15 protein-coding genes are annotated in these 15,101 nt (G+C 32.0%); 12 read left to right on the top strand and 3 right to left on the bottom strand.

The annotated features are described in order from the left end of the window. Nucleotides 1-170: 170 nt before the first annotated feature. From NSU06_RS08210 to NSU06_RS08200, 3 genes are all read left to right on the top strand, one after another. Complete coding sequence (locus NSU06_RS08210; protein ID WP_017175753.1) at nt 171-1,517, top strand: cytochrome ubiquinol oxidase subunit I; 1,347 nt, start codon at nt 171-173, stop codon at nt 1,515-1,517. After that, nucleotides 1,517-2,533 carry a cytochrome d ubiquinol oxidase subunit II gene (locus NSU06_RS08205; RefSeq protein ID WP_340779763.1) on the top strand — a complete coding sequence of 339 codons (1,017 nt, stop codon included), beginning with the start codon at nt 1,517-1,519 and terminating at the stop codon, nt 2,531-2,533. Before NSU06_RS08210 ends, NSU06_RS08205 begins: the two co-directional genes overlap by 1 nt. Before the next feature lie 123 nt (nt 2,534-2,656). Continuing rightward, nucleotides 2,657-3,316: a potassium channel family protein gene (locus NSU06_RS08200; RefSeq protein ID WP_002448135.1), complete on the top strand. Its 660-nt coding sequence runs from the start codon at nt 2,657-2,659 to the stop codon at nt 3,314-3,316. Between the two features lie 37 nt (nt 3,317-3,353). Here the strand turns inward: NSU06_RS08200 and rnjA are convergent, their stop codons facing one another. The 3 genes from rnjA to def form a co-directional block, all read right to left on the bottom strand. Continuing rightward, the gene (rnjA, locus tag NSU06_RS08195) at nt 3,354-5,033 is read right to left on the bottom strand and encodes a ribonuclease J1 (RefSeq protein WP_002448244.1); all 1,680 of its coding nucleotides are present in this window, start codon (nt 5,031-5,033) and stop codon (nt 3,354-3,356) included. Beyond that, the gene (locus tag NSU06_RS08190) at nt 5,033-5,251 is read right to left on the bottom strand and encodes a DNA-dependent RNA polymerase subunit epsilon (protein WP_002448185.1); all 219 of its coding nucleotides are present in this window, start codon (nt 5,249-5,251) and stop codon (nt 5,033-5,035) included. The genes rnjA and NSU06_RS08190 overlap by 1 nt, the downstream gene beginning before the upstream one ends. 355 nt (nt 5,252-5,606) lie before the next feature. After that, nucleotides 5,607-6,158: a peptide deformylase gene (def, locus tag NSU06_RS08185; protein WP_002448106.1), complete on the bottom strand. Its 552-nt coding sequence runs from the start codon at nt 6,156-6,158 to the stop codon at nt 5,607-5,609. A 134-nt stretch (nt 6,159-6,292) separates the two neighbouring features. Between def and NSU06_RS08180 the strand changes: the two genes are divergently transcribed. The 9 genes from NSU06_RS08180 to NSU06_RS08140 all read left to right on the top strand — a co-directional run bounded on the left by NSU06_RS08180 (nt 6,293) and on the right by NSU06_RS08140 (nt 15,096). Then, nucleotides 6,293-6,922: a YkyA family protein gene (locus NSU06_RS08180; protein ID WP_017175751.1), complete on the top strand. Its 630-nt coding sequence runs from the start codon at nt 6,293-6,295 to the stop codon at nt 6,920-6,922. 166 nt (nt 6,923-7,088) lie between these two features. Next, nucleotides 7,089-8,201, top strand: coding sequence for a pyruvate dehydrogenase (acetyl-transferring) E1 component subunit alpha (pdhA, locus tag NSU06_RS08175; RefSeq protein WP_002448048.1), 1,113 nt, complete (start codon nt 7,089-7,091; stop codon nt 8,199-8,201). A 3-nt stretch (nt 8,202-8,204) separates the two neighbouring features. After that, complete coding sequence (locus NSU06_RS08170; protein ID WP_002448131.1) at nt 8,205-9,182, top strand: alpha-ketoacid dehydrogenase subunit beta; 978 nt, start codon at nt 8,205-8,207, stop codon at nt 9,180-9,182. Between the two features lie 208 nt (nt 9,183-9,390). Beyond that, nucleotides 9,391-10,695 carry a dihydrolipoamide acetyltransferase family protein gene (locus tag NSU06_RS08165; RefSeq protein ID WP_048762323.1) on the top strand — a complete coding sequence of 435 codons (1,305 nt, stop codon included), beginning with the start codon at nt 9,391-9,393 and terminating at the stop codon, nt 10,693-10,695. A gap of 3 nt (nt 10,696-10,698) precedes the next feature. Continuing rightward, a complete protein-coding gene (lpdA, locus tag NSU06_RS08160; protein WP_002455496.1) occupies nt 10,699-12,105 on the top strand; it encodes a dihydrolipoyl dehydrogenase in 1,407 nt (468 codons plus the stop codon). 144 nt (nt 12,106-12,249) lie between these two features. Further along, on the top strand, nt 12,250-12,522 hold the full coding sequence (locus NSU06_RS08155; RefSeq protein ID WP_048762325.1) for a UPF0223 family protein: 273 nt from the start codon (nt 12,250-12,252) through the stop codon (nt 12,520-12,522). A gap of 130 nt (nt 12,523-12,652) precedes the next feature. Further along, nucleotides 12,653-13,192 carry a helix-turn-helix domain-containing protein gene (locus tag NSU06_RS08150; RefSeq protein WP_017175747.1) on the top strand — a complete coding sequence of 180 codons (540 nt, stop codon included), beginning with the start codon at nt 12,653-12,655 and terminating at the stop codon, nt 13,190-13,192. A gap of 13 nt (nt 13,193-13,205) precedes the next feature. Next, nucleotides 13,206-14,300: an ABC transporter ATP-binding protein gene (locus NSU06_RS08145; protein ID WP_017175746.1), complete on the top strand. Its 1,095-nt coding sequence runs from the start codon at nt 13,206-13,208 to the stop codon at nt 14,298-14,300. Further along, nucleotides 14,293-15,096: an ABC transporter permease gene (locus NSU06_RS08140; RefSeq protein ID WP_017175745.1), complete on the top strand. Its 804-nt coding sequence runs from the start codon at nt 14,293-14,295 to the stop codon at nt 15,094-15,096. Before NSU06_RS08145 ends, NSU06_RS08140 begins: the two co-directional genes overlap by 8 nt. The last annotated feature ends 5 nt before the right edge of the window (nt 15,097-15,101 follow it).

The following is a 15,101-nucleotide window of genomic DNA, read 5'->3' as shown; positions in this document are numbered from 1 at the left end:
CTTTTCTTACTATATATAAGGTAATTAAAAAATGCAAATTTTGAATTTTATGTGAATTCCATTTAAATTATCTATTAAAAAGTAAACAAAAAAATTTTAGTTACTAATGTTTAGGTATATAATTTAAATCTATAGGATTAAATTTTAAATTATAGAAAAGGTGGTTAAGTATGAATTCTGTCGAAATTAGTCGTTTTTTGACAGGGATGACATTAGGCGTTCATATTATTTTTGCTACTATTGGAGTAGGAATGCCATTAATGTTTGCAATCGCAGAGTTTTTAGGGATCAAAAAGAAAGATCCTAAATATATAGCATTAGCAAAACGTTGGTCAAAAGGGTATACGATTACAGTTGCAGTTGGGGTTGTAACTGGAACAATTATTGGATTACAACTTTCACTTGTTTGGCCTACGTTTATGAAAATGGGTGGCCATGTTATCGCGCTTCCTCTTTTCATGGAAACATTTGCTTTCTTCTTTGAAGCAATCTTTTTAAGTATTTATCTGTATACATGGAATCGTTTTAAAAATCAATGGATACATTTTTTAATTAGTTTACCTGTTATTATTGGTGGTTCATTCTCAGCGTTCTTTATTACTTCAGTGAACTCATTTATGAATACTCCAGCAGGTTTTGAAATGAAAAAAGGTAAAATGGTGAATGTTCAACCATTTGAAGCAATGTTCAATTCTTCATTTTTAGTTAGAGCATTTCATGTTGTTGCAACAGCTGGTATGACGATGGCATTTATTTTGGCAGCAATTGCTGCATTTAAATTATTGAAAAATAAATATAGTGAAGATGCGCCATATCATAAAAAAGCGTTAAAAATGACTATGATTCTTGGATTTATTCAAACATTATTATCAATGTTAGCGGGAGATTTGTCTGCTAAGTTTCTTCATAAAGTACAACCAGAAAAATTAGCTGCATATGAGTGGCATTTTGATACACATTCCAAAGCAGATTTAGTATTTTTTGGTGTCTTAAATGAAAACACTCAAGAAGTTTCAGGAGCTATAAAAATTCCTGGATTACTGAGCTTTTTAGCTGATAATAATATTAATACTAAAGTAAAAGGTTTAAATGAATTTCCTAAAAATGATTTACCTCCATTAATCGTTCATTATTTCTTTGATTTAATGGTAGCTATGGGAATCTTTTGTTTTATCGTATCAGGCATTTTTATATTAGCATTATTGATAAAAAAACTACGTCCTATTATAACTAAAAAAGTAATGCTTTATGCAGTACTTTTAACAGGACCTGCTTCAATGCTTGCTATAGAGTTTGGTTGGTTCTTAACTGAAATGGGACGTCAACCATGGATTGTTAGAGGTTACATGCGTGTTAGCCAAGCTGCTACACAGGCAGGAGGAATTACATTAGTAACAATTTTATTCGGTTTACTTTATTTTGTACTTCTCTTTACATCTGCTTATGTATTATTGAGAATGTTTAGAAATAAACCAGCTCGCGAGGATATTGATAAAGTGATTGGAGGTCAAGAATAATGGATTATACTTGCATAGGTATTACAGTATTATGGACTTTCCTATTTTGTTATATTATCGTAGCGTCTATTGATTTTGGTGCTGGATTTTTAACTTTGCATACAAAATTAACGGGAGAAGAAAAAAAGATTAATCATCTTATAGAAAGATATTTAAATCCTGTATGGGAAGTAACAAATGTATTTTTTGTATTTTTCTTTGTAGGTTTTGTCGGATTTTTCCCAGATTCAGCTCTTTATTTAGGGACAGTGTTATTAGTTCCTGGTTCAATCGCTTTAATTCTTATTTCTATTAGAAGTAGTTTTTATGCTTTTGAACATTATGGACAAGATAATAAACTGCCTTGGATATTTTTATATGGTATTACTGGGCTTTTAATACCCGCAGCACTCGCAACTGTATTGACTATCTCAGAAGGCGGATACATTAATGAACAAGGCAATCATTTTGATTTGGATTGGGTACAATTACTATTAAGTCCTTTTGCATGGTCAGTTGTATTTTTAGCAATTGTAAGTGTGTTATATATATCATCAGGGTTTTTAACATATTACGCTTCTAAAGCAAAAGATAAAGTGGCTTATAAATTTATGCGTCAATGGTTTATGTTCTGGGGTCCACCGATGATTATTATTTCATTATTTGTATTCTTATCATTAAGAATACAAAACTCTAATCACTTTTATAATGCAATTACGCATTATTGGTGGATGTTTGCAATTAGTTTTATTTTCTTCTTAATTGCAGGAATTTTAAATATGATTAAAAAGTATCATGGTTTAGCATTTATTATGGTGATTTTACAAATGGCTTTCGCTTTTTACGGCTACGGTATGAGTAAGTTACCTTATATTCTTTATCCATATATTAAAATTTCAGATTCAGGTGTAAACTCATCAATGGGCTTAGCATTAACGATCGTCTTTATTTTAGGTTTACTTTTATTACTTCCATCGTTAATATTGTTATTGAGATTATTCGTTTTTGATAAACAATATGTGGAAGGTAAAAAGTAATTTAAATTAAGAGAGGAGCTGAAATGAGAGTGATTTATATTTATAGAACTTTGAATAAGTTTCTAGTATATAAATGAACTTATCATTTTAGCTCTTATTTTTTAGATGGGAGTTCCAGAATTCATGGAGAAAGAGTATGTAGTAATAGGATTAGGTCGTTTTGGAGGAAGTATTGTAAGAGAGTTAAACGCTTTAGATATGGATGTTATGGCTATTGATAGAGATGAAGCTCGAGTAAATGAATATAGTGAAATTGCGACACATGCTGTTGTAGCTGACACTACAGATGAAGCGGTAATGAAAAGTTTAGGTATACGAAATTTTGATCATGTCATTGTAGCAATAGGTGAGAATATTCAATCTAGTACATTAACAACTTTAATATTGAAAGAATTAGGTGTTAAAAAAGTTACGGCCAAAGCACAAAACGATTATCATGCAAAGATTTTGAATAAAATTGGTGCCGACACTGTGGTACATCCAGAAAGAGATATGGGTCGTCGTATTGCACATAATGTAGCAAGTGCAAGTGTACTAGACTATCTCGAACTCGCAGATGAGCATTCATTAGTGGAGTTAAAAGTAAGCGAAAAATTAACTGGTCAAACAATCAGAGATTTAGATATTCGAGCACAATTCGGTATTAATATTATTGCAATAAAAAGAGGTCGAGAAATCATTGTGTCACCAGATCCAAATATGAATATTGAAATTGGAGATATTATGATAATGATTGGACACGATAATGATTTAAATCGTTTTGAGAAAAAAATAGTAAGATAAAAAAAACACGGTATTTCTTAAGAAATACCGTGTTTTTTTATTCTTCATTTACTTTCATAATTACTGGTAAAATCATTGGACGACGAGCAGTTTTTTCATATAAATATGGCTGTAACGTTTCAATGATTGAAGATTTAATTTGATGCCATTGAATATCATCATTTGAATTTAGTTTTGAAATAACATCCGTTTTAATTTTTCGTTGTGCATCATAAATTAATTGGCCAGATTCACGCATATAAACAAAACCACGTGAAATAATATCTGGACCTGAAAGAAGTTTATTTGTATTAAAATCAATACTTACTACAACAATAACCAATCCTTCTTCAGATAATAATTTACGATCCCGAATGACAACATTACCAATATCACCGATGCCACTTCCATCAACTAATACATTACCAGATGGAATTCGACCAGCTTTACGCGCAGAATCGTGTGTTAAAGCTAAGACATCACCAATATCAAAAATAAAGACATTTTCTTCTTTAACACCACAATCAATACCTGTTTGACCATGAGCTTTTAGCATGCGATACTCACCATGAATAGGTAAGAAGTATTTAGGTTGAATTAAACGAAGCATTAACTGTTGGTCGCCTTGGGAACCATGTCCTGATGTATGAATGTTAGAAATCTTACTGTGAATAACATCAGCACCAGCTTTATATAATGCGTTAATTGTACGATTGATGCTTTTAGTATTCCCTGGAATAGGAGAAGAACTGAATACTACAGTATCATCAGGTATAATTTTAATTTGTTTGTGTGTACCATTAGCGATACGCGAAAGTGCAGCCATTGGTTCACCTTGAGAGCCAGTGCATAAAATAAGTAACTCGTGTTTAGGAATATTATTAATTTTGTTAGGCTCAACAAATGTTTCGGGGGGTGCTTTGATATAACCAAGCTCCATACCAATCTTAATATTATTTTCCATTGAACGACCAAAAGTTACAATTTTACGATTATATTTAATTGCTGCTTCCACCGCTTGTTGAACACGATAGATGTTTGATGCAAAGGTTGCGAAAATAATACGACCTTTACAGTTACGGAAAATTTTATCGACATTTTGTCCAACTTCACGTTCACTTAATGTGAAATCAGGAACTAGCGCATTTGTAGAGTCAGATAACAAGCATAATACGCCTTCTTTACCAAGCTCTGCCATTTTTGCGATATTTGCAGGCGCACCAACAGGGGTAAAATCAAATTTGAAGTCACCAGTATGGACAATTTTACCTTCAGGTGTGTCAACAACAACACCATATGCTTCCGGGATACTATGCGTAGTTAAGTAAAAAGAAATTTCAAAATGTTTAGATTTTATAACACTATCTTCTGTAATTTCATTTAAACTAGCATTACGCAGTAAATTGTGTTCTTCTAATTTATTGCGTATTAAACCTAAAGCTAAAGGGCCACCATAAATAGGCACATTAATTTGCTTTAATAGGTAGGGCACACCACCTATATGGTCTTCATGTCCATGAGTAATAAACAAACCAACAATTTTATCTTGATTTTGTTCTAAGTAGGTATAATCAGGAATAACGTAGTCTATACCTAATAAATTATCATCAGGGAATTTAATTCCAGCATCAATGATAACAATTTCATCTTTATACTCCACAGCATAAGTGTTTTTACCAACCTCACCTAAGCCGCCTAGAGCATATACACCTACTTCATTAGAATGTAATTGTTTCATTATTGAGCGTTCTCCACATTAAAGTGATCAGAATGTTCTTTTTCATATTCTAAATGTGCGCCCTCTAATTTAGTAATAAACTCGATATTATAATTGCGATCTTTTAAATAACGTCTTACTTGTTCTTCAGTTTCACCTTCAACATAAATTGTATTTGTGTTCTCACGAACAATTACTTCGTCTTTATTATGTTGAAAAAATACTTTAAATACTGCCATGATATATATTTCCTCCTAAATAAATGTCTATTTATTGTCTTATGAGCACAAGTAGAAAATAAATAAAATATACATGTTTATTTATTTTCACATCTAACGTGAATGCCACATAACAGGTATTTTAAATTTTTAATATAAAATAATATTTATTTTACTGTGCTTAAAGGCAAATCATACATGTCGTTCATTTTTGAAAGATAGTAATTTACTATGATTTCAGTTAACTTTTATTTTACCTTATGTATCAGAATAAATAAAGCAGTTTATATGTAGTAAAAGTAGTAGGAAATTGAATAAAAAAAGAAAAGCCTAACACATTTATTACAATAATGTAAAAATGCATTAGGCTTGAATATTAAACTTCAACTGAGTCTGGTAATGGAGTAAGAGGATGATCTTTATCGATATAATCGTAGAACATAATACCGTTTAAATGATCAATTTCATGTTGAAATACAATTGCTGGATAACCTTTTAAACGTAATTTAACTTCATTACCGTCAATATCATAAGCTTTAATTGTTGTTCTATAATGACGATGAACTAAACCAGGTATATTTTCATCTACGCTTAAACACCCCTCACCAGTAGGTAAATAAGCGTGTTGGACACTATGACTAATTACTTTAGGATTGACTAACATATAGTCGTAAGATTTACCTTCCCCGTCGTCAGGTAAATACACAGCTATCATTTTTTTTGAGATATTAATTTGTGGTGCAGCTAAACCTACTCCAGAGCGTAGACCGTATTTTTTAGCAATTTCATCATCTTGACTATTAATTAAAAATTCACGCATATCACGCAAAGTATTTTTATCTTCTTCAGAAAGAGGTAAATTCACGTCTTTTGCTTTTTCGCGTAACGTAGGATGTCCATCTCTAATAATATCTTTCATTGTTAACATGTTATACACCTTCCTTATATAATATAAAATATAACAGATAATATACATTTACGTACATTATATAGTTTCATTTGATTTATAAACTATCTTTATATAATATTACAATCGAAACACTATGAGGAGGAATGACATTAATGAAATTACGTAAAACCATAGTTGTTGCAGCTGCCTCTACACTTTTATTAGCTGGTTGTACAACTGATAAAAAAGAGGTAAAAGCTTATGACGAGAATGTTCAAAAAGCATTTGATAAAGAACAATCTATAAATGAGGTTAGTAAAAAACTAAATTCACTTGAAGAAAAGAAACAAGGTTTGTATAAAAAAGCAAATAGCAATGACAGTAATACACGTAGTAAAGCAGCTGACGATGTACTTGATAATATTGATAAACGAGAAAAAACCTTTGATAAGGAAGTTTCAATTTTAAAAAATTCCGAAAAGCAATTTAAAAAAGGCGATTCTCATATTAACGATATTAAAAATGATAATAAAAGAAAAGAAGTTAAACAACTTGACGATGCTATAAAAAACAAATATAAAACACATGACGACTATGCTAAGGCTTATAGAAATGTATTAAGTAAAGAAAAAGATTTATTTGAATTAGTCAAACAAGATGGAGTAACACAATCTCAAGTAGACGAAAAAAACAATGCGCTTAATAAAGCTCAAGAAAACTTTAAGAAAAAATTCCAGGCTTATGCTAAGGCAATGAATACAGTTAATAAAGAAAAACAAGACGTCGATCATTTAATCTCTTAACATCACTAATACAGTGTTAATTGTTACATTGATACAGTTTCTCAGACTGTATCTTTTTTTAGTAATACAGAACTTTATGAAAATGTTTAACAGTCTAAAATAATTGTGGTACACTATGAGTGGATAAAATGAATTTCTATTATATGGGAAAGGTATGGTGAATTGAATGGCTCCTAAGTTACAAGCCCAATTCGATGCAGTAAAAGTATTAAATGATACTCAGTCGAAATTTGAAATGGTTCAAATTTTGGACGTAGATGGTAATGTCGTAAATGAAGACTTAGTACCTGATTTAACTGATGAACAATTAGTAGAATTAATGGAAAGAATGGTGTGGACACGTATTCTTGACCAACGTTCTATTTCTTTAAATAGACAAGGTCGTTTAGGTTTCTATGCTCCAACAGCAGGACAAGAAGCATCTCAATTAGCTTCTCAATATGCTTTAGAAAAAGAAGACTTCATTTTACCTGGTTACCGTGATGTACCACAACTTATTTGGCACGGTTTACCGTTAACTGATGCTTTCTTATTCTCAAGAGGTCACTTTAAAGGTAACCAATTCCCTGAAGGCGTAAACGCATTCAGTCCACAAATCATTATCGGTGCACAATATATCCAAACAGCTGGTGTGGCATTCGGTATTAAAAAACGTGGTAAAAAAGCAGTTGCTATCACTTACACTGGTGATGGTGGTTCTTCACAAGGTGATTTCTACGAAGGTATTAACTTTGCTTCTGCTTATAAAGCACCAGCAATCTTTGTTATCCAAAACAATAACTATGCTATTTCTACTCCACGTAGTAAACAAACAGCTGCTACTACATTAGCTCAAAAAGCAATTGCAGTAGGTATCCCTGGTATCCAAGTTGATGGTATGGATGCATTAGCTGTATATCAAGCTACTAAAGAAGCTCGTGATCGCGCAATTAATGGTGAAGGTCCAACATTAATCGAAACTATGACTTATCGTTATGGTCCACATACAATGGCTGGAGATGATCCAACTCGTTACAGAACTTCAGATGAAGATGCAGAGTGGGAGAAAAAAGACCCGTTAGTTCGTTTCAGAAAATTCTTAGAAAATAAAGGATTATGGAGCGAAGAGAAAGAAAACGAAGTTATTGAACGTGCTAAAGACGACATCAAGAAAGCAATTAAAGAGGCTGACAATACTCCAAAACAAACTGTTCTTGATTTAATGGATATCATGTATGAAGATATGCCTCAAAATTTAGCTGAACAATATGAAATTTACAAAGAGAAGGAGTCGAAATAAGCCATGGCACAAATGACAATGGTTCAAGCGATTAACAATGCGCTTAAAACTGAATTGCAAAATGACGAAAACGTTTTAATTTTCGGTGAAGACGTTGGTGTTAACGGCGGTGTATTCCGTGTTACTGAAGGTTTACAAAAAGAATTCGGTGAAGACCGTGTATTCGACACACCATTAGCTGAATCTGGTATTGGTGGTTTAGCTCTTGGTTTAACTGTAGAAGGTTTCCGTCCTGTAATGGAAATTCAATTCTTAGGATTCGTATTTGAAGTGTTTGACGAAGTTGCTGGTCAAATCGCTCGTACGCGTTTCCGTTCAGGTGGTTCTAAAACTGCTCCTGTAACAATTCGTACACCATTTGGTGGTGGGGTACACACTCCAGAATTACACGCAGATAACTTAGAAGGTATTTTAGCTCAATCACCAGGTATTAAAGTAGTTATTCCATCTGGTCCTTATGATGCTAAAGGTTTATTACTTTCATCAATTAGATCAAACGATCCAGTTGTATATTTAGAGCACATGAAATTATATCGTTCATTCCGTGAAGAAGTTCCTGAAGAAGAATATACAATTGAAATTGGTAAAGCAAATGTCAAAAAAGAAGGTAATGACATTACATTAATTGCATACGGTGCAATGGTACAAGAATCTGAAAAAGCTGCAGAAGAACTTGAAAAAGAAGGTTACTCTGTAGAAGTTATCGATTTACGTACAGTTCAACCAATCGATATTGATACATTAGTTGCATCAGTTGAAAAAACTGGTCGTGCAGTAGTTGTTCAAGAAGCTCAACGTCAAGCTGGTGTTGGTGCTACTGTAGCAGCTGAATTAGCTGAACGTGCTATTCTTTCATTAGAAGCTCCAATTGCACGTGTTGCTGCTGCTGATACTGTATATCCATTTACTCAAGCTGAAAACGTTTGGTTACCAAATAAAAATGATATTATTGAACAAGCTAAAGCTACTTTAGAATTCTAATAGTATATACAAAACAGTAAGCTATATATGAATCTATATATTTAAAATAAGTATTTTCTATTTATTTTATGTATATATAATTAATTGTAAACTAGAGACGTAGGACAAAATGATAAAGTGTTAACAGACACGACATATTATTCTGTCCTTCCTCTATGTTATAAATTTATTTAAATAATAAATATTTAAATCTTAGGAGGATAAGAACGTGGCATTTGAATTTAGACTACCCGACATTGGTGAAGGTATCCACGAAGGTGAAATCGTTAAGTGGTTTGTTTCAGCCGGAGATACAATTGAAGAGGATGACGTATTAGCAGAGGTTCAAAATGATAAATCTGTAGTAGAAATCCCATCTCCTGTAAGCGGTACAATTGAAGAAGTAGTAGTTGAAGAAGGCACTGTAGCAGTTGTAGGTGATGTCATTGTTAAAATTGACGCACCAGATGCAGAAGAAATGCAATTTAAAGGTCATGATGATGACGATGCTTCATCTAAAGAAGAAGAACCTGCAAAAGAAGAAGCTAAAACTGAAGAAACTCCAGCAGCTTCAACATCACAAGATGAAAAAGTAGACGAAAATAGACGAATTAAAGCAATGCCATCTGTACGTAAATATGCACGTGAAAAAGGCGTGAACATTAAAGCAGTTTCTGGTTCAGGTAAAAATGGACGTATTACTAAAGAAGACATCGATAACCACTTAAATGGTGGCGGTGCTCAAGCAGCAACAGCTTCAAATGAAAGTGCAGCTGCTTCAACATCAGAAGATACTTCTGCAGTTCAAACTCAATCAGTACCTGAAGGAGACTTCCCTGAAACTACAGAAAAAATCCCTGCTATGCGTAAAGCAATTGCTAAAGCAATGGTTAACTCAAAACACACTGCTCCACACGTAACATTAATGGATGAAATTGATGTTCAAGAATTATGGGATCACCGTAAAAAATTCAAAGAAGTTGCAGCTGAACAAGGTATTAAATTAACATTCTTACCATATGTTGTTAAAGCGCTTGTTTCTGCACTTAAAAAATACCCAGCACTTAATACATCATTTAATGAAGAAGCTGGTGAAATTGTACACAAACATTACTGGAATATCGGTATCGCTGCAGATACTGAAAGAGGTTTATTAGTACCTGTAGTTAAAAATGCAGATCGTAAATCTATTTTCCAAATCTCAGATGAAATCAATGAATTAGCTGTTAAAGCTCGTGATGGTAAATTAACATCTCAAGAAATGAGCGGTGCTACATGTACAATTAGTAACATCGGTTCAGCTGGTGGACAATGGTTCACTCCAGTTATCAATCACCCAGAAGTAGCTATTTTAGGTATTGGACGTATTGCTCAAAAACCTATTGTTAAAGATGGTGAAATTGTAGCAGCTCCAGTATTAGCATTATCATTAAGCTTTGACCACAGACAAATTGATGGTGCAACTGGTCAAAATGCTATGAATCATATCAAACGCTTATTAAATAATCCAGAATTATTATTAATGGAGGGGTAAAACATGGTAGTTGGAGATTTCCCAATTGAAACAGATACTATTGTAATCGGAGCAGGTCCTGGTGGATATGTTGCTGCAATTCGTGCAGCTCAATTAGGGCAAAAAGTTACTATTGTTGAAAAAGGTGACTTAGGTGGTGTGTGCTTAAACGTTGGATGTATTCCTTCAAAAGCGTTATTACATGCTTCTCATCGTTTCGTAGAAGCTCAACACTCTGAAAATTTAGGGATTATAGCTGAAAGCGTATCACTTAAATTTGATAAAGTTCAAGAATTTAAACAATCAGTTGTTAATAAATTAACTGGCGGTGTTGAAGGTTTATTAAAAGGTAATAAAGTTGACATCGTTCGTGGTGAAGCTTATTTCGTAGATGAAAATAGTTTACGTGTTATGGATGAGAAAAGTGCTCAAACGTATAACTTCAAAAATGCTATTATTGCAACTGGTTCAAGACCAATTGAAATTCCTAATTTTGAATTTGGTAAACGCGTTATCGATTCAACAGGCGCTTTAAACTTACAAGAAGTTCCTGGTAAATTAGTAGTTGTCGGTGGCGGTTATATTGGTTCAGAACTTGGTACTGCCTTTGCTAACTTCGGTTCTGAAGTTACAATTTTAGAAGGTGCTAAAGAAATTCTTGGCGGTTTCGAAAAACAAATGGTTCAACCTGTTAAAAAAGGTATGAAAGAAAAAGGCGTTGAAATTATCACTGAAGCTATGGCTAAAAACGCTGAAGAAACTGAAAACGGTGTTAAAGTTACTTACGAAGCTAAAGGTGAAGAAAAAACAATTGAAGCTGATTATGTATTAGTAACTGTAGGTCGTCGTCCAAATACAGACGAATTAGGCTTAGAAGAATTAGGTCTTAAATTTGCTGATCGTGGATTATTAGAAGTAGACAAACAAAGTCGTACTTCTATTAAAAACATCTACGCAATTGGTGATATCGTACCTGGTTTACCACTTGCACACAAAGCAAGTTATGAAGGTAAAGTAGCTGCAGAAGTAATCTCAGGTCAAGCATCAGAAGTTGATTACATTGGTATGCCTGCTGTATGCTTCACTGAACCAGAATTAGCTCAAGTTGGCTATACTGAAGCTCAAGCTAAAGAAGAAGGTTTAGATTTCAAAGCATCTAAATTCCCTTATGCTGCTAACGGACGTGCTTTATCATTAGATGATACAACTGGTTTCGTTAAATTAATTACATTAAAAGAAGATGACACAGTTATTGGTGCTCAAGTAGCAGGTAATGGTGCTTCTGATATTATTTCTGAATTAGGTTTAGCTATCGAAGCAGGCATGAATGCTGAAGATATCGCATTAACTGTTCATGCTCACCCAACATTAGGTGAAATGACTATGGAAGTTGCTGAAAAAGCTATTGGATTACCAATCCATACTATGTAATTTCCTTTTGAAATAATTGTGAATTAAATCGACGTATTTAATTGAAATAATTGAAATAACCATTTACGGTGGGACTATGATTTTTATAAGGAATCTAGTTCCACCTTTTTTTATAGAAATAAGTTTATATTTTGGAGGGTAACTATGGAATATCAATATCCACTCGATTTAGATTGGTCTAATGATGAAATGGTTGAAGTTATTAAATTTTTTAATCAAATCGAAAACTATTATGAAAAGTCTATAATAGGTACTGAGTTAATGGAACAATATAAAAAATTTAAACAAATTGTGCCAAGTAAAGCTGAAGAAAAACAAATTTTTAAAGAATTTGAAGAAAAAAGTGGCTATAATAGCTATAAAGTAATCCAAGAAGTTAAAAAGCATCCTGATCGAGAAAATTTTAGTAAACATTAAGATTGCTAATTCAATCTCAATTTTTTAATATACCTATTGAATTTAAAGCTGTATTTTGTTATTTTTATTAAGCATTAAACAAAATGTTTGATAATAGTAAACAATATACAGCTTTTTTAGGTGGTTAGTTATGCAGATTGGATATAAATTAAAAAATTTAAGACGTCAAAAAAATCTTACTCAAGAAGAGTTAGCGGAACGAACTGATTTATCAAAAGGATATATTTCACAAATTGAAAGTGAATATGCGTCTCCAAGTATGGAAACATTTTTAAATATATTAGAAGTATTAGGTACTACACCAAGTGATTTTTTTAAAGAAAAAGCGAAAGAGAAAGTATTATATAAAAAAAGTGAACGAACTATTTATGATGAATATGACAGAGGATATATTTTAAATTGGGTTGTACCTAGTTCAAATGAATATGAAATGGAACCTCTTATATTAACAATTAAGCCTGGATCATCGTACAAATCTTTTGAACCTTCTGAATCTGATACCTTTATTTATTGTTTAGAGGGATGTGTAATACTTACGTTAGGTAAGGAGCGCTATCAAGCTTATGAGGGAGATGTACTTTATTTTAGAGCAAATGAATTACATCAATTACATAATCATTCAGAAAATGAAGTTAAAATTCTAATTGTAGCAACAGCATCATATTTGTAAAGGAGGAAATGGATTGGAATCACTATTATCTTTTAAAAAAGTTACTAAGAAATTTAATGATACAACAATATTAAATAATATGAACTTAGATATTGAATCGGGATATTTTTATACGTTACTTGGTCCCTCAGGTTGTGGTAAAACTACGATTTTAAAGCTTATTGCAGGATTTGAACAACCTAATGAAGGTCAAATTATTTATAAAAATCAGTCTATCGAAAAATTACCTGCAAATAAACGTAAAGTAAATACAGTATTTCAAGATTATGCTTTATTTCCTCATTTAAATGTATATGAGAATATTGCTTTTGGTTTAAGACTAAAAAAGTTTTCTAAACAAGAGATTGATAAGGAAGTTAAAGAAGCATTAAAACTTGTTAAGCTCACAGGTTATGAACAACGTCATATTGATGAAATGAGTGGGGGACAAAAACAAAGAGTCGCTATTGCCAGAGCTATTGTAAATAAACCTGAAATTTTATTATTAGATGAATCTCTTTCGGCACTAGATTTAAAATTACGTACTGAAATGCAATATGAACTGCGTGAGTTACAAAAAAGATTAGGCATCACTTTTATTTTTGTTACTCATGATCAAGAAGAAGCATTGGCACTTAGTGATTATATTTTTGTGATGAAAGATGGTGAAATACAACAATTTGGTACACCAACAGATATTTATGATGAACCAGTGAATCGATTCGTGGCTGATTTTATTGGAGAATCTAATATTGTTGATGGCACAATGGTTAAAGATTTTGTAGTGAATATATATGGTCAGGATTTTGAATGTGTTGATGCTCGGATTCCATCTGGGAAAAAAATTGAAGTAGTGATTCGTCCAGAGGATATTTCTTTAGTTGAATCGACACAAGGTTTATTCACTGCAACTGTCGATTCAATGCTTTTTAGAGGTGTACATTACGAAATTTGTTGTATTGATGAGAAAGGGTATGAATGGGTTATTCAATCTACTAAAAAGACAACGATAGGAAGTCAGGTAGGTTTGTTTTTTGAACCTGAAGCTATTCATATTATGGTTCCTGGAGAAACTGAAGAAGAATTTGATAAACGTATTGAAAGTTATGAGGATATTGAACATGCGTAATTTAAATAAATTTCTCATCATTCCATATTTATTATGGATGATTATTTTTATTATTATTCCTGTGCTATTACTTGTATATTTTTCATTTATCGATATAAATGGTCACTTTAGTTTTACAAATTATCGACAAGTTTTTTCAATGAAATATTTAAAAATGATGTGGGATTCTATTTTTTATGCGACACTTATAACAATCATTACACTAATTATAAGTTATCCTGCAGCCTATTTTATTAGATCTTCAAAATTCCAAAATATTTGGTTACTTATATTAATCATACCCACATGGATTAATTTATTGTTAAAAACGTATGCTTTTATTGGAATTTTAAGTCACGAAGGTATGATTAATAAAATGTTAGGTATAATGCATATTGATCCCCTAAATTTGTTGTTTACATCAGGTGCGTTTTTACTTGTTGCAAGTTATATTTATATACCATTTATGATTTTGCCTATTTTTAATAGCATGAAATCAATTCCTAATAATTTATTACAAGCTTCAAGTGATTTAGGTGCAAATACATTTACTACTTTTCGTAAAATCATACTTCCTTTGACTAAAGAAGGTATAATGACAGGTGTTCAAGTCACATTTATACCAGCACTATCATTATTTATGATTACTAGACTGATAGCTGGAAATAAAGTGATTAATATTGGTACATCTATTGAGGAACAATTTTTAGTTATTCAAAACTACGGAATGGGTTCGACAATAGCTATCTTTTTAATTGTATTTATGGCCTTTATCTTAATTATTACTAAATCTAAAGAAACAAATGGAAGAGGGTGAATTAA

It is taken from the genome of Staphylococcus sp. FSL W8-1270 (assembly GCF_038007165.1).
In the GTDB taxonomy this organism is placed as follows: Bacteria; Bacillota; Bacilli; order Staphylococcales; family Staphylococcaceae; genus Staphylococcus; species Staphylococcus hominis.
Note: the sequence above shows the minus strand (reverse complement) of the source record. Positions and strands in the feature narration are given on the sequence as shown.